This window comes from Psychrobacillus vulpis (genome assembly GCF_006861825.1).
In the GTDB taxonomy this organism is placed as follows: domain Bacteria; phylum Bacillota; class Bacilli; order Bacillales_A; family Planococcaceae; genus Psychrobacillus; species Psychrobacillus vulpis.
In genome coordinates this window covers 230473-250176 of the sequence record NZ_VDGI01000001.1, presented here as the reverse complement: position 1 = coordinate 250176, position 19704 = coordinate 230473, and the positions used below count along the sequence as shown (strand labels likewise).

At 36.6% G+C, this 19704-nt stretch carries 21 protein-coding genes; 14 read left to right on the top strand and 7 right to left on the bottom strand.

Annotation, left to right across the window (positions count from 1 at the left end; translation table 11 throughout):
• The first annotated feature begins 111 nt into the window (after positions 1 to 111).
• Positions 112 to 825, top strand: coding sequence for a 2,3,4,5-tetrahydropyridine-2,6-dicarboxylate N-acetyltransferase (gene dapD, locus FG384_RS01235; protein ID WP_142640734.1), 714 nt, complete (start codon positions 112 to 114; stop codon positions 823 to 825).
• A gap of 11 nt (positions 826 to 836) precedes the next feature.
• Positions 837 to 1964, top strand: coding sequence for an N-acetyldiaminopimelate deacetylase (locus FG384_RS01230; protein ID WP_142640733.1), 1128 nt, complete (start codon positions 837 to 839; stop codon positions 1962 to 1964).
• Positions 1965 to 2007: 43 nt separating this feature from the next.
• On the opposite strand, the gene asnB is transcribed toward FG384_RS01230, so the two are convergent.
• The 3 genes from asnB to FG384_RS01215 all read right to left on the bottom strand — a co-directional run bounded on the left by asnB (position 2008) and on the right by FG384_RS01215 (position 6175).
• On the bottom strand, positions 2008 to 3852 hold the full coding sequence (gene asnB / locus FG384_RS01225; RefSeq protein WP_142640732.1) for an asparagine synthase (glutamine-hydrolyzing): 1845 nt from the start codon (positions 3850 to 3852) through the stop codon (positions 2008 to 2010).
• A 192-nt stretch (positions 3853 to 4044) separates the two neighbouring features.
• On the bottom strand, positions 4045 to 5283 hold the full coding sequence (locus FG384_RS01220) for an ABC transporter permease (RefSeq protein WP_142640731.1): 1239 nt from the start codon (positions 5281 to 5283) through the stop codon (positions 4045 to 4047).
• Positions 5276 to 6175, bottom strand: coding sequence for an ABC transporter ATP-binding protein (locus tag FG384_RS01215; RefSeq protein ID WP_142640730.1), 900 nt, complete (start codon positions 6173 to 6175; stop codon positions 5276 to 5278). The genes FG384_RS01220 and FG384_RS01215 overlap by 8 nt, the downstream gene beginning before the upstream one ends.
• Before the next feature lie 139 nt (positions 6176 to 6314).
• Here FG384_RS01215 and FG384_RS01210 point away from each other — a divergent pair, with 139 nt between their 5' ends.
• Positions 6315 to 7745: a stalk domain-containing protein gene (locus FG384_RS01210; RefSeq protein WP_142640729.1), complete on the top strand. Its 1431-nt coding sequence runs from the start codon at positions 6315 to 6317 to the stop codon at positions 7743 to 7745.
• A 193-nt stretch (positions 7746 to 7938) separates the two neighbouring features.
• Here FG384_RS01210 and FG384_RS01205 read toward each other — a convergent pair whose 3' ends face one another.
• Positions 7939 to 8853 carry a DNA-3-methyladenine glycosylase family protein gene (locus tag FG384_RS01205; RefSeq protein ID WP_142640728.1) on the bottom strand — a complete coding sequence of 305 codons (915 nt, stop codon included), beginning with the start codon at positions 8851 to 8853 and terminating at the stop codon, positions 7939 to 7941.
• A gap of 119 nt (positions 8854 to 8972) precedes the next feature.
• Between FG384_RS01205 and FG384_RS01200 the strand changes: the two genes are divergently transcribed.
• The 4 genes from FG384_RS01200 (at position 8973) to FG384_RS01185 (ending at position 11841) form a co-directional block, all read left to right on the top strand.
• On the top strand, positions 8973 to 9539 hold the full coding sequence (locus FG384_RS01200) for a bifunctional transcriptional activator/DNA repair enzyme AdaA (RefSeq protein WP_142640727.1): 567 nt from the start codon (positions 8973 to 8975) through the stop codon (positions 9537 to 9539).
• A complete protein-coding gene (locus FG384_RS01195; RefSeq protein ID WP_142640726.1) occupies positions 9532 to 10038 on the top strand; it encodes a methylated-DNA--[protein]-cysteine S-methyltransferase in 507 nt (168 codons plus the stop codon). The genes FG384_RS01200 and FG384_RS01195 overlap by 8 nt, the downstream gene beginning before the upstream one ends.
• Positions 10025 to 10486 carry a GNAT family N-acetyltransferase gene (locus FG384_RS01190; RefSeq protein ID WP_142640725.1) on the top strand — a complete coding sequence of 154 codons (462 nt, stop codon included), beginning with the start codon at positions 10025 to 10027 and terminating at the stop codon, positions 10484 to 10486. The genes FG384_RS01195 and FG384_RS01190 overlap by 14 nt, the downstream gene beginning before the upstream one ends.
• Before the next feature lie 213 nt (positions 10487 to 10699).
• Positions 10700 to 11841 (top strand): IS3 family transposase gene (locus FG384_RS01185; protein WP_420849933.1). Its coding sequence is split into 2 segments (ribosomal slippage): positions 10700 to 10988 and positions 10988 to 11841, totalling 1143 coding nucleotides; the frame shifts between segments, so codons are not numbered across the junction.
• A gap of 93 nt (positions 11842 to 11934) precedes the next feature.
• Here the strand turns inward: FG384_RS01185 and aroD are convergent.
• On the bottom strand, positions 11935 to 12687 hold the full coding sequence (aroD, locus tag FG384_RS01180) for a type I 3-dehydroquinate dehydratase (protein ID WP_142640724.1): 753 nt from the start codon (positions 12685 to 12687) through the stop codon (positions 11935 to 11937).
• 68 nt (positions 12688 to 12755) lie between these two features.
• On the opposite strand from aroD, the gene FG384_RS01175 reads away from it, so the two are divergent.
• The 6 genes from FG384_RS01175 to FG384_RS01150 all read left to right on the top strand — a co-directional run bounded on the left by FG384_RS01175 (position 12756) and on the right by FG384_RS01150 (position 17735).
• A complete protein-coding gene (locus tag FG384_RS01175) occupies positions 12756 to 13604 on the top strand; it encodes a GNAT family N-acetyltransferase (RefSeq protein ID WP_142640723.1) in 849 nt (282 codons plus the stop codon).
• A 93-nt stretch (positions 13605 to 13697) separates the two neighbouring features.
• Complete coding sequence (locus tag FG384_RS01170) at positions 13698 to 14447, top strand: 2-phosphosulfolactate phosphatase (protein WP_142640722.1); 750 nt, start codon at positions 13698 to 13700, stop codon at positions 14445 to 14447.
• Between the two features lie 61 nt (positions 14448 to 14508).
• Positions 14509 to 14985, top strand: a complete 477-nt coding sequence (locus tag FG384_RS01165; protein WP_142640721.1) for a DinB family protein — start codon at positions 14509 to 14511, stop codon at positions 14983 to 14985.
• 184 nt (positions 14986 to 15169) lie between these two features.
• Positions 15170 to 16306: a DNA polymerase III subunit beta gene (gene dnaN, locus FG384_RS01160; protein WP_142640720.1), complete on the top strand. Its 1137-nt coding sequence runs from the start codon at positions 15170 to 15172 to the stop codon at positions 16304 to 16306.
• A 50-nt stretch (positions 16307 to 16356) separates the two neighbouring features.
• Entirely contained in the window at positions 16357 to 17187 is an 831-nt protein-coding gene (locus FG384_RS01155) for a hypothetical protein (RefSeq protein WP_142640719.1), read from the top strand.
• Between the two features lie 185 nt (positions 17188 to 17372).
• Positions 17373 to 17735, top strand: coding sequence for a hypothetical protein (locus FG384_RS01150; RefSeq protein WP_142640718.1), 363 nt, complete (start codon positions 17373 to 17375; stop codon positions 17733 to 17735).
• A gap of 137 nt (positions 17736 to 17872) precedes the next feature.
• Here the strand turns inward: FG384_RS01150 and FG384_RS01145 are convergent, their stop codons facing one another.
• Positions 17873 to 18904, bottom strand: a complete 1032-nt coding sequence (locus FG384_RS01145; protein ID WP_142640717.1) for a DUF4097 family beta strand repeat-containing protein — start codon at positions 18902 to 18904, stop codon at positions 17873 to 17875.
• Entirely contained in the window at positions 18897 to 19220 is a 324-nt protein-coding gene (locus FG384_RS01140; protein WP_093272325.1) for a PadR family transcriptional regulator, read from the bottom strand. The genes FG384_RS01145 and FG384_RS01140 overlap by 8 nt, the downstream gene beginning before the upstream one ends.
• A 137-nt stretch (positions 19221 to 19357) precedes the next feature.
• Between FG384_RS01140 and FG384_RS01135 the strand changes: the two genes are divergently transcribed.
• Entirely contained in the window at positions 19358 to 19687 is a 330-nt protein-coding gene (locus FG384_RS01135; protein WP_142640716.1) for an MGMT family protein, read from the top strand.
• The last annotated feature ends 17 nt before the right edge of the window (positions 19688 to 19704 follow it).

Below are 19704 nucleotides of genomic sequence, written 5' to 3'. Positions count from 1 at the left end.
CAGCCTGAAATAACTTTTTTTTCAATTAAATATCAAAAAATGTATATAAATTCGTGATTTTTTATAAAAATTACTGTACAATTAGCACATATTTTTTAGGGGGTATGGATTGTGAAACAATTAGACGCGTATGAAATTATTTCTTATATTCAACATGCAAAAAAAACAACACAAGTAAAGGTGTACATAAAAGGAAAAGGAATTGAGAGCCTTTATTTTGGAGAAAATACAAAAGTATTTGGAGAAGGAAATTCACTTGTTTTATTCGGAGAATGGTCTGAAATTGAACCAGTCCTAAATGAAAACAAGGATGTAATCGAGGATATAGTAGTAGAGAATGAAAGTCGAAATTCAGCGATTCCACTATTAGATACGAAGGGAATTAATGCACGTATCGAACCAGGAGCTGTTATTCGGGATCAAGTGAGTATTGGCGATAATAGTATTATTATGTTAGGTGCTGTCATTAATATAGGTGCTGTTATTGGTGAAGGTTCGATGATTGACATGGGGGCGATTCTTGGAGGTCGTGCTACGGTAGGTAAGAACTGTCATATCGGAGCTGGAGCTGTCCTAGCAGGTGTTATTGAACCACCGTCTGCAATGCCAGTTATTATTGAAGATGATGTACTGATTGGTGCGAACGCAGTTGTTTTAGAAGGATGTAAAGTAGGTAAAGGAGCTGTTGTTGCTGCTGGAGCAGTAGTAACGAAGGATGTTCCCCCATATACAGTAGTTGCTGGAACACCGGCAAAAATTATTAAAGAAATTGATGATCAGACTAGATCTAAAACGGAAATTATGCAAGAACTACGTCAATTATAAGAAGGTGCTATATGAAATCCCTATTAGAAATTCGGAGAGATCTGCATCGTATACCGGAGTTAGGTTTTGAAGAAGTGAAAACGAATGCTTATTTGTTGGAGCAAATTGATGCACTTCCTCAAGATAGACTATCTATTACTACTTGGAGAACGGGTATTATTGTGAAGGTACAAGGTACACAACCTAAACAAACTATTGGCTGGAGAACAGATATAGATGGATTACCTATAGCAGAGTCAACAGGTCTCGCTTGTCAGTCTGTTCACGGTGGGAAAATGCATGCTTGTGGACATGATATTCATATGACAGTGGCATTAGGTTTATTAAAATGTCTAGTAGAAAATCCGATTAATGATGATGTCGTTATTATTTTTCAACCAGCTGAGGAAAGTCCAGGTGGTGCTTTACCGATGAGAGAATGGATGAAAAAAGAGCGACCAGATCTTATTCCAAATCAAATATACGCATTTCATATTGCACCAGAATATCCAGTAGGAACTATAGCTACCCGACCAGGTTTGTTATTTGCTAATACATCCGAGCTGTTTATAGACTTAGTTGGGAAGGAAGGTCATGCCGCTTTTCCGCATCAAGCAAGAGATATGTCTGTTGCAGCAGCTACTCTTTTATTGCAATTACAAACAATTGTTAGTAGGTCGGTAAATCCGATGGAATCGGCAGTTGTTACTATTGGAAAAATGACATCTGGTACTGTTCAAAATATTATTTCTGGACAAGCTCGGTTAGAAGGAACTATTCGAACGATGAATGCAGAAATGATGTCTACCATAAAAGAAAAGATTGAGTCTTTTTGTAAGGCAACTAAAATAGCATTTGATTGTGAAGTTCAAATTAATTACGGCTCTTCATACTATCAAGTTAAAAATGATTCTGCACTCACAAATGAATTCTTATCATTTGCTGAACAAGATGTGAATACTAACGCCATATTATGTGATGCTGCTATGACTGGCGAAGATTTCGGATATTTTCTACAAGAAATACCGGGAATGTTGTTTTGGGCAGGGGTAGACTCTCCGTTCGGATTGCACCATGCCAAGTTGAATCCAAATGAAGCTATTATTGATTATGTTGTTCCATTTATAGAATCATATTTTCGTAAAATAGGAAATGAATAAAAAAGGAACCTGCACCGTAAATTCGGACAGGTTCTTTTTGGTGTTAATCTACAAGCTGCACATTGTAATCTTTAAACCAAATATGCATCTGTGCTAAATATGCTAGTAGTTGCGGTCCTGACATTAATTGGCCAAACCAAGGAACTTTAAAAGCATCGCCATTCGATTCAATCAAATCAGAGAGTCGTTTAGCTTGGAAAAGCTCGTGAAGTATTGAATTTTTATCGTGTAACTGTTCTTTTAACATGGTTTGAACTTGCTCCGAATAAACAGGATTATGTGTTTTTGGATATGGACTCTTTTTTCGATAGAGCACATCAATAGGAAGCAGGTCTTTGAGTGCTTTTCGTAAAATACCTTTTTCTTGGTTGCCTACCATTTTATAATCCCATGGAATATTCCATGCGTATTCCACTAGGCGATGATCTGCAAAAGGAACTCGAACTTCTAAGCTTGCTCCCATACTCATCCGGTCTTTTCGATCCAATAACGTTGTCATAAACCAGGTCATATTCAAATAAAATAGTTCTCGACGTTTAGCATCCAACGCAGTTTCTCCATCTAAGTGGGGCGTCTCTGCAACGGTTGTTTCATATGCATTTATAACGTAATCATCTATGTGTAGTTTTTTCTGCCAGCTATCATTAAGTAGTGAATTTCTCTCGTCTTTTGAACGTATCCATGGGAACCCATTTTCGGAATTAGCTACTTGATGAAACCAAGGATAGCCACCAAATATTTCATCAGCGCATTCTCCAGATAAACCGACAGTGAAATTTTGTTTTATTTCTTTGCAGAACCAAAGAAGGGAAGAGTCAATATCCGCCATCCCGGGGAGATCTCGAACGTGAACAGCTTCTGTTAAATAATCAACTAGTTGGCTCTGACTAATTATGGAATAATGATGAATACTGTTCAGTTCGTTCGAGACCTTTTGAATCCATGGCCGGTCATTACTAGGCTGAAAAAAATTGCCTTGGAAGTGCTTTTCATTATTTTCATAGTCAATAGAGTAAGTGTGGAGGGGGCCTTTAGAGTCACGAGTATAGGCTTTGGAAGCAATCGCAGTGATTGCACTAGAATCAATGCCACCTGAAAGGAATGTACACAAGGGAACGTCTGAAACCAGTTGTCTTTCTACAGCATCCGTTAGTAGATAACGTACTCTTTCAGCAGTTTCATCTAAAGAATCTGTATGTTGAGCACTTTCTACATTCCAATAACGCCAAATCCGAAGGCCATTTCGTGAAAAGGTTAGTGCATGAGCAGGACGTAATTCTTTTACTTCTTGATAGACTCCAGATCCAGGAGTTCGAGATGGGCCTAAACCGATTATTTCTGCTAAGCCTTCTCGATTAATTTTAGGTGGCACATCAGGATGAGCTAAGAGTGCTTTTAATTCTGATGCAAAAAGAAATCCTTCATTTCGCTCAGTGTAAAAAAGTGGTTTAACTCCAAGGCGATCCCGTGCAACAAATAGTTTTTGTTCATGCTCATCCCAAATAGCAAATGCAAAAATACCGTTAAAATAATCTATACATTTTTCTTTCCATTCGATATAAGAGGTTAATAAAACTTCTGTATCAGAATGACCAGAGAAAGTATGTCCAAGTTTCAGCAGTTCCTTCCGAAGTTCTTCTGTATTATACAGCTCACCGTTATATGAAAGTGTATATTGGTTTGATTGATAATTTTTCACCATTGGTTGCTTCCCACCAATTGGGTCTACTACAGTTAATCGTCTATGACCAAGTAACGTATGGGCTGCTGACCAAATATTATTATCGTCCGGGCCACGTTTTTTTAAAGTTTCCGTCATTTTTTTTACGGCTGGTAACTCGTTACGTAAATCCTTTTTAAAATGAACCCATCCAGTAATTCCACACATCTATTCGCATCCCTTCTTTCATCCACTATTCTATGCAAAAACCACCCAAAATAGTTCCTAAGTGCTAAGCATCATTACAAAAATATTACTGGTGCCAGGCACCAAAACAAACGCGAAAAATAAAACAAACGTGAAAGTTTGAACTTTCACGTTTGTTTAAATAAACATGAATGTTTTGGTGCCAGGCACCAATTAAGTTGTTACTTTTAGAACGGTTTTGATTTTTTGGATGATGCCACCTGAGCTGTATGTTAGGACGCTTCGTTTGTAGAACGACAGACTGATTAAGAACAACAGTACTACAGTGCCGATTAATATAAGCAATGATAGCATTGGGGCAAACGAAGAAATGTCGGTTGCTCCAATTCGGAGTGGCATAACCATTCCTGATGTAAATGGAATGAACGAGAATATTTTGATAAGCAATGTGTCTGGGCTGTACATTCCAGATAGTAAAACGTAAAATCCAATAATGCCAAGCATCATAGCAGGCATCATTGCTTGGCTGGATTCTTCTACTTTAGATACAAGTGAGCCAAGTAATGCACCAATGATTAAGTAAAGCACAATCGTTAACAATAAAAATACCACTGCGTATCCAATAAATCCGACTGATAATTCATTGATAGTATCTAAAACAACGTCCCATTTAGAACCGTTGTCGATAAACATAAATAATAGACCTTGGACAAGCAATAGTGTACCAATTTGAGTTAAAGCGAGTAAGAATGTTCCTGTCAACTTTGCCAGGAAGTGAGTAGATGGCTTCACACTAGCAAGTAGAACTTCTAAAACGCGTGATCCTTTTTCAGATGCAACATCCGTAGTAATCATCGATAAAAACGTCATTACAAATGAATAGATTAAAAATCCGACTAAGAAAGAAGCACCGATTCCTGCAGCTTTTTCATCTTCACTTTTACCAGTAGATGACTGTTCATTTAAATTTTTCATCGAAATAACCGTTTCAGACTGAAGAATTTTTTCTGCTTGTTCAGCTGATAAATTGAGCTGTTGTACTTCATAAAGCTTACCTGCGTACTGTAATTGAGAAGATAAGCTAAGTTGATCGTTAAACGTTAGAGGCTCATACGTAGCAATCTCAGCAGCTAACGATTTTTCTTGATCTTTTATAAAAATGGCAGCATCGTAATCACCGTCGACAACCTGTTTTTCTATTGCGGCAATTTCTTCAGTAGGGAATGTAAACTCTACATCATTGTCTGATTTAAACAAGGACTCGATATCTGCATCTGTTTCATTCACTAAAGCAACCTGTAATGGCTCATCTTTAAACAATGCTTCCTTAATATCTGACCAAAACATTACAGCACTAATGACAACAACGTAAAGAAGAATAGAAAATATAAATGATTTCGCTTTTACTTTTTGAGTATATAATTGCTTTACGAGAAGCCAAAACTTAGACATTTGTACCACCTACCTTATCTTTGAAAATTTCATCTAACGTCAAATAGTCTAAACTGAACTTCTCAATGTATTTTCCGTCGGAGACAAAGTCAAAAATAGACTGTGCATACGTTTCATCTTCTAAAGTCAGTGTGTATTGGTCTTTTCCAACTTGAATATCCTTAACACCGTCCAACTTTTCGAGTTTTTCTTTTGAAATATCAGTTCGAATCGTCAATTTTGTTTTCCCATATTGTTTTTTCAAATCTAATAAACTACCAGTAAATAAAGAGACCCCACGTTTCAACAAGCATAGATGATCACATAGCTCTTCTACATTATCCATTTGATGACTAGAAAATAAAATTGTCGTTCCTTTTTCTTTCAGCTCAAGAATAGCATTTTTCAATAAATCCTTATTCACTGGATCAAGACCACTAAAAGGTTCATCTAAAATGAGAAACTCCGGTTGATGAATAAAACTTGCGATAAGCTGAACCTTTTGCTGGTTCCCTTTAGACAATGTTTCCGCCTTTGCTTTTCGTTTATCTTCTAATTCAAAACGCTCAATCCAATAATCTACTTCTTTATGTAGATCCTTGCGTAGTTTTCCTCTTAATTCTCCAAAGAAATAAAGTTGACTTTCCACTGTCATCGCTGGGAAAATACCACGTTCTTCAGGTAGATAACCTAAAATATCTCGATTAATCGAATTAATATGTTTTTCATTCCACATAATAGTACCTTCTGTCGTTTCTTGAAGGTCTAAAATCATGCGAAACGTAGTTGTTTTACCAGCGCCGTTCTGCCCGATTAATCCAAATATTTCACCCTTTTCAATCGTAAAGGACAAATTATCAACGGCTACAAAGTCTTGATATCTTTTTGTTACTTGATTAATAGATAACGTCATATGTAGACTCCATTCTTAAATTTTTTTATATTTCCTTACAGTAATACGTTCGAATTTGGATAATGTTTCAATTTTTTTTGTAACGTTTTGTTAAGTTGGGCGTCAAATTCTATGAAAAGGAAGAAAAAGGAGCGATACGATGAAAAAACTAAGTATATTTGCAGTAGCATTACTAATGGCAGGATTTATATTCAATCAGTCATATGCAAGTGCGCAAAATGGAAAAGAAGTAAAAATGGAAGAAAAAGACACAACTAATTACGTGAAGTCTTCTGGAATTGTCAAAGATGTCGTTGTTAAAAATGATAACGTTACTTTAACAGTAGCATCAGAAGGAAAAGAACCAATTACAACTATCTTCACTATCAATGATGAAACACTTTTATGGAACAGTGGATCAACAAATACAATTCAAAAAGATTCCTTTAAAAAAGGGCAACGCATAGATGCGTACTACGATAAAAACAAACCAATGATTATGATTTATCCTGCACAAATTTCTCCAGAGTTAGTTATTGTGCATGATGAAAAGAAGCCTGCATATGTTAAAGTAAGTCAGTTTGATAACAACTTTGTTAGTTTAGACAATAAGTTAAAGCTCAACATCTCGAAGGAAACTATTATAGTGAATGAAAAGGGAGAAAAAGTTAAGCAACAAGATTTAAATGGAAAAGAATTAGTTGTTTTCTACACGTTTACGACAAGAAGTATCCCTTCTCAAACGACTCCAAGTAAAATCGTAGCAGTCGATTCCATGTCACAAGAAGACACATCAAATTACATGAAATCTTCGGGAATTATCAAAGATGTTTCTAAAAAAGATGGAAAAGTAACGTTAACAGTAGTTACAGAGGAAAAAGAGCCACAAACTACAATATTTACAATCAATAAAGACACGCTTGCATATAACAGCGGGACAGCAAAAGCTACTCAAAAAGAATCAATTAAAAAAGGGCAACGAATCGACGCGTACTATGATAAAAACAAGCCAATGATTTTGATCTACCCTGCACAAATCTCTCCGGAGCTAGTAATTTTGCATGACGAGAAAAAGTTAGGGTCTGTTAAAGTAGCTAAATTTGACGATGAATTTCTAAGTCTAGATAAAGAACTAAAGCTAAACATTGGAAAAGAAACAGTTTTAGTAAATGAAAAAGGCGAGAAAATAGAAAAAGAAGACTTACATGGAAAAGAGCTAGTTGTATTTTATACAATAACAACTATGAGTATTCCAGCACAAACTCCACCAAATAAAATTGTAGCGATTAACTACCTTTCACCAGAAATAAAAGAAGTTCAAAATATTATTGAAAAAGATCATTATATGCAAAATGGAACTAAGATGATTCCACTTAAAAAAGTGGCTGAATATCTGGGCTACGATGTAAAATCTCATCCGAAAAAAGGTAGCAATATACTAACACTAGGAAATAGCTCATTGACGATTACACTTGGTGAAAAAACTTATAGCTACAACCGAAGTCTAAGACAATTTGCAGAAAAGCCGATATTAAAAAACAATAATATATATGTTTCCGAAGATATTTTAGAATTATTGATACAACAATAAAAGAAATCCCTTCCTTCTCTTTAAAGAGAGGAAGGGATTTTAGTATAAACTTTTTACTCCAAATCGATCTAGCTCCTGCGGGAAAGCGCCCAGCAGGAGAGCGTAAGCGCGACGAGGAGACTAAATTCTTCGCCCGCAGTAAGCTTCGGAAAACAGCTGAGATGGACATATTTAAATGGTGCTTTCGCTATTCTTAATATAAAAGTCTCCATAAATAGAACGTCGCGTATGCTTCCCAGCCTTTCCAAGGTATAGATAGCTTTTGTATTTCATCTCTTAAAGGCTTTTGCTCGGAACCTGTTACATGCTTGATGGCATTATGTAGTCCTACATCATCTATTGGAAATGCGGAAGGAAATCTTAAACAGCGCATTAAAACATAATTTGCCGTCCAAGGTCCAATACCACGAATTTTTGTTAACACTTTTTCCGCTTCTTTTAAATCATTTGTATCTAATAGCATTTTTTTGTTGAGTAAGCCCATATCTATAAGACTCGCAACTTCTATTAAGTACTCACATTTTTTCACAGTCATTTTCAAGTCTACTAAATCTTCTAGTGCTAGCTTTGCAATATCACTTGGAGTTGGGAACACCCAATATTGTTGACCCTCAAACTTAACTGATCGCCCAAACTTTTCAACTAAACGTCTTTTCAAAGTATAAGCATATGCTAAATTGATTTGTTGGCCAAGTATTCCCCAAACCATTGCTTCAAACAAATCCGGAATTCCCATAATTCTTAATCCCATAAATTCTATAGTCGCTTGTTTAAGCAACGCATCATTTTTTGCAACTTCATAGAAGACTTTTAGTTCTGTTTTCAAATCAAACCATTCAATAATGTATGCTACTACTCGTTCGCGTGTTGCTTTACTTTTTGGCCTTGTATCCCCTAAAAATTCAATGATGAGTGAGTAATCATCTAGTTCCCTAATTTCAACAAGAGCTGTATATTCATCGATAGGAATTGCTTTTCTTACTTTGTTATCGTAAATATGAAACATACATTCATTCGTTGATCTCATCAAGTAACGGAGGTTCTGTGTAAAACTAAATTCTGTTGGTACATTTAATATGATTAGCTCATCTTTTTCTTCCCATAACATACTGCTACACCCCTTCATTACTACATTATAAACATAAAAAATTTCGTTATCTTGCTATTACGTCCAGAAATCAGCTATTTTTTGTTAAATAAAAGTATACTAAAGATGGAGGTGAATCCATGAAAAATGAGAAAATATCTGATGAGCAGTGGGAGGCAATCGTTCAAAATAATCCAGCTTACGATGAAGTGTTTTATTATGCTGTCAAATCAACAGGAATATTTTGTAGACCTTCTTGCAAATCACGGCCGCCGAAGAAAGAAAACGTCCGAATTTATCTAGAAGCAAAAAACGCAGTAGATGAAGGATTTAGACCGTGTAAACGATGTAAACCAAGCGGATTACGATTACCTGATGTAGAATGGGTCACCCAGATCAAAGAGTATATAGATCTTCATTATGATCAACCTTTAACGCTAGATAATCTTGCTGATATATGTCATGGAAGTCCGTACCATTTACAGAGAACCTTTAAAAAAATATTGGGCTTATCTCCCGTAGAATATATGCAACAAATAAGAATTGAAAAAGCGAAAGAATTACTGATAACTTCAAACAAATCACTTGCGGATATAGGTTCGACGATTGGAATGCACAATATCCCATATTTCATTACACTTTTTAAAAAGCTAACAGGTAAAACACCAATTCAATATAAAAAAAAGGAGGTTCCAACAGATGAATAAAGTATACTGGACACTTTTCATTCATAACGAATGGAGATTGTATATCGCTGCAACAGAAAAAGGAATATGTTATATAGGATCGCCTGATAAACCTTACGAAGAAATGGAAGTATGGTTGACAAAGCGTTTTCCGAAATATGAATTAGCAGAAGATGAAGAAACTTTAACTCCGTATATGAATGAATTGAAAGAATATCTAGATGGTCTACGAAGAGATTTCACGATGCCGGTAGATTTAAAAGGTACTGCTTTTCAACTAACTATTTGGGATGCACTAATGAAAATTTCTTATGGAGAAAAGAAATCATACTCACAAATCGCTGAACTTATTAATAACCCTACAGCTATTCGTGCTGTTGGAACAGCAATAGGTGCAAATCCTGTATTAATTACGATTCCATGTCATAGAGTTGTAGCAAAAAGCGGTGCGTTAACAGGCTACCGTGGTGGATTAGAAATGAAAGAAAAACTACTAACATTAGAAAATGGTGAAGTATAAATTGATAACGAAGATAATAAATGAAGCATATCCAATGGATTTACTATTACTAGCAGATCCTTCCGAAACACTCGTAAAGCAGTATTTAAAGTTCGGTGAATGCTACGTTGCCGAACTAAATGGAGAAACAATCGGTGTTTACGTCTTACTACCTACTAGACCTGACACAGTAGAACTCGTGAATATAGCTGTTGCGGAGCAATATCACGGAAAAGGAATTGGGAAGAAACTTGTATTGGATGCGGTTCAAAAAGCGAAGCAACAAGGATATTTAATAATGGAAGTAGGGACAGGCAATTCAAGCATTGGTCAGCTTGCCCTCTATCAAAAATGCGGATTTAGAATTACTGGTGTGGACAAAGACTTCTTCACCATTCATTATGAAGAAGAAATAATAGAAAACGGAATTGCTTGTGTGGATATGATCCGACTAGCGCAGCAATTATAACAGGAGAGACTGTCCAAAGGACAATATATCGGAAGAGTTGGACAATCAAGCAATAAAGTTGGACAATCAACCGGAAAAGTTGGACAATCACAATCAAAAAAGCCTCTCAAACACACTTGCGCACTGACCTAAAAAAATGAGACAAATAAAAACACCTTTCGTTGAAAAACGGGTATACAATACCTAAATCATCAATGCGGAGGTGTTTTTTCTATGGGGACAAGAGTTAGTTATCCAGTAGAAGTGAAAATGAAGGCAATTGAAATGCGGTTGGCTAAGGTACCAGTAAAAGAAGTAATGGAAGAATTGAATATTCGAAACTATACACAACTGAAAACATGGATGCGTTGGTATCGAAATGGGGAAATGCATCGTCTTAAACAACCAGTTGGTAAACAATATGCCTTCGGCAAAGGCCCGGAATATGAAAGCGAGACAGCCAAGCTACAGGCAGAGAATCGGTATCTGAAACAGCAGATTGACGTTTTAAAAAAGTACGAAGAATTGGAAAGGAAGTGGCGCCAAAAGTAGTAATCCAATTAGTCGAAGAATTAAAGGATGTTATGCCAATTGGCGAGATCTGTCGTCATCTAGGCGTAGGTCGTTCATCATACTATCGTTGGAGAAAGAATGCGGATCAATCCACACAAAAGGAGATTCGAGATCAGCAGATTGGCGACTTGTGCAAAGAGCATAAATTCCGATATGGTTATCGAAAGATTGCCGCTCTGTATCCAGGAGTTTGTAAGAAGACTGTGCAGCGTGTCATGCAACAATATGGTTGGCAATGTAAGGTAAAGGTGAAGAGACGAAAGCGTACCGGGCAACCAGCATACGTTGCACCAAACATATTGGCACGTGATTTTACAGCAACCAAGCCCTTAGAGAAACTGGTCACAGATATTACATACTTGCCTTTCGGCCAAACAATGATGTATCTTTCTAGTATTCTCGATGTTTACAATGGAGAAATTGTGGCACAAACTATCGGTTTCAAACAAGACACCGATTTCGTATTGGACACGCTCTATCAATTGCCTAATCTGCCAGAAGGTTGTATCCTGCATAGTGACCAAGGTTCTGTTTATACATCCTATGCTTATCAAAAAGCAGTCAAAGAAAAGGGAATTACCATGAGCATGTCCCGCAAAGGCACGCCAGCTGATAATTCCCCAATCGAAACGTTTCATTCCACGCTAAAGTCTGAAACGTTCTATCTCGACGAAATCTATCGTACAACGAATGCACGTGTGATACGAATCGTCGAAGAATACATTACTTATTATAACAATATCCGTATTCAAACGAAACTAAACAGCCAATCGCCGGTTCAATACCGTCAATTGGCTGCATAATATGGTGTTTTATTCCTGTCTCAAAAAGGGTAGTCACTGCCCTTGTTTGGGAGACTTTTTTATTGAATGTCTGTTTATTATCAGCTTAGTTTTTTAGTTTGTATGTAAAGTCTCTAATATCTTTCTTAACTCTTCTACAGGTATTTGTCCTGGAGCAGATGCTTCGATTCCGGAGCCAAAGGTTGCAGCAGAGCCAAAAAATTCGCCAGCTATTCGACTAATAACACCAGTAGAAGCCATCGACATCGTAATAATAGGTCGGTCTGCATAGAGTGACTTCATCGTGTATGTAGCATCTAGTAGGGTAAGTACATCAGTTGGAATTTTAGGCATTACCGCAATTTTAGGAATATGCGCTCCAAGTTCCTGCATCCTTCTTAGTCTCCAAATAATTTCTTCTTTCACAGGTGTGTTTTCAAAATCATGATTTGACATAATAACAAACACATCATTAGCTTTTGCAGTATCTACAATATCGGTCACATTAGGAGAAAATAGCTCCACATCTACTAAATCGATTTCCTTTGTTTGTATAACCTCTTTAAGAAGTTTTTTATAATAAGTGTCATCGATTACTTTATTTCCGCCTTCTCGATGAGTTCTAAACGTGAACAAAAGAGGGGTAGGGAATAATGTTTCTCGAATGATAGAGAGTGTCTGCTTTACGACGTTTATATTTTCAACTTCATCCAGTACATCTACTCGCCACTCAACGATATCGGGGCTTGCCTTCTTTATTGTTTTAATTTCCAAAAGAAGCTGGTCAGTATTTTTTCCCATAAGTGGAACGATAATCTTAGGAATACCTTCTCCAACATGAATATTACGAATAGAAACAATTTTCATAAAAAGACTCCCCTCCAACTATGTTTTACGTTATAGTAACATACAAAGATAAAGAGGAGGGCAATAATATGAATTTTCAACGTTATGAAAATGCAAATGATTTTGCGCTAATAGCAACACCTTTTTTAGAGAAAAACGAAGATAAATTTAGTTTGTTTTTAGGAGTACTTCAAGGAATCAAAGACGGGAAATATGAAAATCCTTTCATGGCTACAATTGAACAAGACGGTGAGTTACTAGCTCTATTCCAAATGACTCCACCGCATCCATTCAATATTATCTTTGTAAATGAAGATAAAATGGAGGCATGTATCGATTTGTCTATTTCCGAGTTAATCAAGCAATCTATTAACATCGAATCTATCATTAGTGTAAAAGAATGGGCATATTCCTTTGCAGAAAAGTGGCAGGAGAAAACGGGGCAAAGCTTTTCTATTTCGATGGATCAAGGCCTTTACCGTCTAGATCAAGTAGATGAGTCACTAAACATGAGCCCAGGTTCATGGCGTTATGCAACGGAAGAAGATACACTCCTCATTGAAAAATGGTACAGCCAATTTGAAGAGGATACAGGTCTGCCAAAAACTGCACCAATGGAAATAAAGAATAGAGTGAAAACTATAGTAGATGCAAATGAAGTTTTCCTTTGGGAGAACGAAGGGCGAATAGTATCCATGATGAAAAAAGCAAGACCAACAGCAAATGGTGTGACTGTTTCACTCGTATTCACACCAAAAGAGGAACGGAAAAAAGGATATGCTCGAACGATGGTAGCAGCAGGAAGTAAGGAACTCTTAAAGGAATTCCAATTTTGCGTGCTCTACACAGATATGCTAAACCCAACCTCAAATAAAATTTATCAAGAGATTGGTTATTACAAACTAATAGATTCTGTGCATTTGAAATTTGAAAAGTAACAGTTTCTCTATATTTCATCCCCATTTTCAAATAGATTTCCAGGTTAATAGTTTTGTGCACTTAATTTTTATATAAGAATTTGAGGTGTTCTTATGTTTGATCAATCTCCATACATTTGTCGTGTAGAATGGGGAAAACGTGGTGCAAGAGAAGCGGATGAACGAGGGGACATCATAATCATTGTGGATGTCCTGAGCTTCTCATCAACTGTTGTAACAGCATTACATTACGGAGCAATAATTTATCCATATCCACCTAATTTAGATGGGAAAGACTTTGCTGAAACGATTGGCGCTGAATATATTTTAGGACGAGCAGAGGCAGCTAAAGTAAGTATGCCAACTTTATCACCTGTTTCTTTTAACGAGGAACATGTTAATAAGAAGTATGTGTTGTCCTCCCTTAATGGTGCATTTTGTACTTGGATTGCCTCAAAGGTTCCTGCTCTTTTGATCGGCTCTTTACTAAATGCTTCATCAGTGGCGGTTGTTGCCAATAAACTAAGGTTACAAACGAATGCAAATATTACAGTCGTTCCATGCGGTGAACAATGGAGTCATGGACTGGAATTCGAAGACAATCTTCGTCCATCAATGGAAGATTATTTAGGGGCTGGTGCTATTCTGTCAAATTTAGAAGGAGACAAATCACCAGAGGCAGAAGTATGCATTGGTGCTTTCCATTACTCCAAGAACAAGATAAACGAGTTAATTTGGGATTGCGGAAGTGGTCGAGAACTACGAGAACGTGGATTTGAGACAGATGTAAAACATTGTAGTCGGTTAAATGTATATCAAACAGTCCCTTTACTCAAGAAAGATCATTTTGTTTCTGCGGACTAAAAAGGATTTTTTGGTCAAGGGTAGAATGTTACGGAGAGTAAAATAACACGGGGGGATTAACTTGCAAATGTTATTTCGTTATAACTGGATGGTAAGGGAAGAGTGGTATCGGTGGTGTGAAGAAGTTGAAGAGAAAGACCTTCTCGTGGATAGAACGGGTGGAGTAGGAGGGATTTTGCACACACTTTTTCATATAATTGATGTAGAGTGGAGCTGGATAAGGCTGCTTCAAGGAAAGTCCGATTTTCAGGAGAACTTTCAAGAATACCAAAGCTTGCAAAAAGTTAGAGAGTTGGACGCTAAATTTCGAAAAGAAGTAGAGCAGTTTGTGTCTGCGTGGGAAGAGAGTATGGATAACCAACTATTTCAAGATACTATGCCTGATGGAAGAATTGTTACCGACACATGGGGTGAGGTTATGCGACATGCTATTGCGCATGAAATTCATCATATTGGTCAACTGTCCGTTTGGGCAAGGGAACTAGGAAAAAAACCTGTTTCAGCAAATCTTATCGGAAGAAATTTAGCTTCAAAATAAAAAAGAAAATGCTGCTTAAAGTCGATTAAAAGAAGCTCTATCACTATTTTTTAGGGATAGGGCTTTTATAGTTTAATAAAAACGTAGTGCAAATAAATTTTCGTAATGTTACATTAATTTTAATTGAATAATTAGGTTTGCGAATAATTACGAAAAATAATAGAAGTAAAAGTGGGGTAAAAAAATGAAATTTGAAATTATGCGTCACCGGTTATTAGATGGGTTAAATGATGTAATGAAAGCAGTTAGTTCAAAAACAACTATTCCTATTTTGACAGGGATAAAGTTAGAACTTACAGATGAAGGTTTAAAATTGACTGGTAGTGATTCAGATATAACGATTCAAACAATTATCAAAGCAGAAGAAGATGGAGAGCAAGTTATTCGTGTAATTGAAGAAGGGTCGATTGTTGTGCAAGCGCGGATGTTTAATGAAATCATACGAAAGCTACCAACAAGTGATGTAGAAATAGAAGTGAAAGAAAATTATCATACGCATATTCGATCTGGTAAGTCAAAATTTCATTTAATCGGACAAGAAGCTTCTGAATATCCATTGCTTCCTGAAGTTCTAGACGATCGACAGTTTGTTATTCCAGCTGATTTAGTGAAATCAATTGTTCGAGAAACAGTGTTTGCCGTGGCAACATCTGAAAGTCGACCTGTACTAACAGGAGTTCTTTGGCAAGTAAAGGATGGGGAGCTCACTTGTGTAGCAACAGATAGTCATCGTCTTGCTCGTCGCAAAATAAGTTTGGAACAAGCTCTAGAAGGGGAATATAACGTAGTTATTCCTGGAAAGAGCTTAAATGAATTAAGCAAAATCATTGGGGAATCATCACAACCTGTTAATATAGCGATAACGAACCAACAAGTATTATTTAAAACGGAAGATGTTTCGCTTTACTCTCGTTTGTTAGAAGGGAATTATCCAGACACCTCTCGGTTAATACCAACTGAATATAAAACGATTGTTACAATGAACGGAAAAGCGTTGTTTCAAGCAATTGACCGTGCCTCTTTACTAGCACGTGAAGAACGTAATAATATTGTTCGATTATCTTCCCTAGAAGGAAATACTGTGGAAATCTCATCAAGCTCACCAGAAATAGGAGAAGTGGAAGAAGAAATTCAATCGACGTCAATAGAAGGGGAAGAGATAAAAATCTCGTTTAGTGCGAAATACATGATGGAAGCATTAAGAGCTTTGGATGGACATGACGTAATAGTTCAGTTTACAGGTGCCATGCGACCATTCATTTTAAATTCTGTTCATGATGACACGGTTTTACAACTAATCGTACCTGTTCGCACGTATTAACGTATAGTCTTCTAGCCTTCACATTATGGAATCGACAAACAGATACAGAAGTGACAATTACAGCTCACCTTACTGGTTTGAAAGTTGGAAGCAAAGACAATCCTGTGCGAGGAGGCGGCATATTTATTAGTGGGGCTGGAAATGTTGGCGGTGTGCTTGAGGTTGATCTGTTGGAAACAGGTGAAATTCACTCTAATGGGAAGATTAAACAGGGTACACCAGATGTTATTACAGGTGGAGTTTTTGTTGTTCATGGCGCTTATGTGGAGAAGGTAGTGAATAAAGGTCCTGTCACGACGTATGGTGTGAATGACATGGTGTTAGATAATTGGGGAATTGTGAGCGAATGGATTGCAGAGGATAAAATTACCTCACATGGTCCTAGTGGTATTGGTTTTGTAAATTTTAATGAAATTGAGACCATTCGAATACTCAGTAATATTGAGACGAATGGAGTGGGAGCTAGAGGATTCAATGTATATGCAGGAAGTGCAAAGCATGCGGAGTTTCAACGTATTGTCACACATGCAAATGCTTCTGTTGGTATTCAAGTTAGTAGACCTGTAGGAATCTTAATCATCCATGAAGATATTGAAACTTACGGAGGTGAAGGAGAATCTTTAGTAAAGGGAGTGATAACACAACTGTCTGCTGACGGACTAAGTGTCAAAGAAGGTGGTACGATCGACAAAGTTGAAATTGGAGGGAAGATTGTTACGAATGGGCCTAACGTTAATAGCCTTCACGTACAAGGGGAAATTAAAGCCATAAGCGTAAAGGGGGGGATATATTCGAAAGGATTTGGATCAAAGGCTGTATTAATCGAGAATGGTGGCGTTTCATTAAACGGTATTGAGATATATGAACAATCAACAAATTAAGTAACATAATACTGTTCGAAAGTCGTAATCTCATCGGCTTCGTAACAGTATTTTTTATTTTTTACTAGAGATCTATTTTGAAGAAGTAGACGAATTCACCTTTTTTGAGAATGAGCTTTTTGTTAATGGATGGTTTACACCCTTTTACGTAACTTTCATATATTAAATTACGTAGAAGGGGGGATATGACTTTGTATTTTAACCAGTATGATCAAAGTGGTGAAAGCTTTGACCAATTTGGCTTTCCAGGATGGCCACAACAGGATTACTTTGAACCACCGCCATTTGGACCACCACCAGCAGCAGGACCAGGATTTCCACCGCCTGGCTTTTCACCACCAATACCAGCTTGGCAATCAGGTTCAAGAGGAATTCGTTCTTGCTTATTTTCAAACACATATATATGGTTAATTAATGGGAACAGTTTTTGGTTCTATCCAATGAATGTTGGAAGACAATTCATTTTCGGTTTTCGTTGGAGGAGAAGAACTGGTTGGACTCGGCATGTTATAAATAGAAATGAAATCCGATCCTACCAATGCTTTTAATAGATCAGAAACGTACTTTTGCCGTAGCGCAAAGCTTCATGTAGTGAAATTTTTCTTGTTTTGTTCATAGTGTAGATTATATAAATCCAAATAAAACTGCCCTTTGCAAATGCAAAAGGCGGTTTTTTACTACGTTTTCAGTCAATATTTTTCTTTGTAACTGTTATTTTTCCATTATCAGAGGAAAGACGAATTGTATTGGACCCACTTCCAAAAACTGTACGGGAGTTATTTTCACCAAACACATTAATCCTACCGTGGTCAACTTTGGCATGAATTGATACGTCTGTCGGTTCATTTTCTGTTTCAACAAGAATGCTACCGTTATCTGTTTCTAATTGAATCGATCGATCGAGACTTGTTGTTAAAAGCGATATTCTGCCGTTATCAGTTTTAGCAATGATATCACCATTCACATATTCCATCATAATTCGTCCGTTATCTGTCTCCGATATAATTTGTTCAGCATCGATGTTGCGTATTTCAATTCGCCCATTATCTGTCTGAGTTGAAAGCTTATCGACTTGTACTTTATCAATTTCAATACGACCGTTATCTGTTTCTACCTCTAAAATAGTGGCTGCAAATTCTTTTAAGCCGATGCTGCCGTTATCAGAATTCACTTTGATAGCTTTGCCAAGTAACTTTTCTGCACGAATGCGACCATTATCGGTTTTCATAATAATTGAAGTATATAGTTTTTTAGGTAGGGCTACATTTACTCTTAGCTCTTTAATAAGAAATAAGAAACTGAACAACTTGAACTTCTTTGTTTTTAACTGAATGGAAAGAGTGTCATTAACAACATCAGTAGTAAGCTCAAGTTTATCGTTCTCTCCTATTAATTCCACCGTTGTTTCATCTGTTTCAGATGGGTAAACGTATAGTGCACCGTAATCGATATTCATGACTACGTTGGAAAAGCTTGAGTTAGGTATTTTAATCACTTTATTGTCGGTTTGGATTCTCTCCGGCACATGATTTTCTAGTAATTCCTGTGCAATTTCTTTAGGAGAGCCAAGAGAAGCAGCAATGTCACTATCTGTTTTTCCATCTTCACGGCCAATAGTGAAATACTCTTTTATATCTTGAATTATATCGTTACGTTCATCTGCAGGAAGTACAGTTAAAGCAAGTTCAAGCTCATTTAAGAATTGTTGTTCAGTCATTTTTTACACCCTCTTCTATTAGATTATTCACTCCATTTGTGAAGCTTTTCCATTCATTCAACTGCTCATGTAAATATGTCCTTCCAAGCTCAGTGAGCTTGTAATATTTACGAGGAGGTCCTTCCGTTGACTCTTGTAAATATGTCGTGAAGTATCCTTCTTTCGTTAAGCGTCTTAACAATGGATAAACAGAACCTTCGGAAATTGAAATCTGGTCGGATATTTTTTGTACAAGCTCATAGCCATATCGATCTTGCTTATCCAATAAGACAAGTACACATAGATTCAAAACGCCTTTCTTAAATTGAATATTCATTTCTTTTACACTCCTTTCACTACTATTCATTAAACAGTACCTTTGATAGTAACATATCATATGGTATTATTCTATGCAAGGTACTGATTAAAATATTCTAAATCAGTTATAATCAAATTAATGAAAGGATGACATGAATGAACCCTTTTACAGAAATAGTTATTCAAATAATAAAGTCAATTCCTGCAGGAAAAGTCATGACATATGGGCAAATTGCAAAAGTTGCAGGGAGTCCAAGAGGGGCAAGGCAAGTCGTACGAATACTTCACACAATGAGTTCAAAACATAAATTACCATGGCATCGAATAGTGAATATCAAGGGGGAAATAGCTATTTCGGACGAAGAATCTGCCTATTCTCAAAGAACAATGCTAGAAGCAGAAGGAGTATTCTTTCGTTCTAATGGGCTTGTTGACTTAGAAAAATCTCGGTATGTACCTGAAATTAGTGATGTAGATATAATCTAATAAAAGAAGTTAGGGGA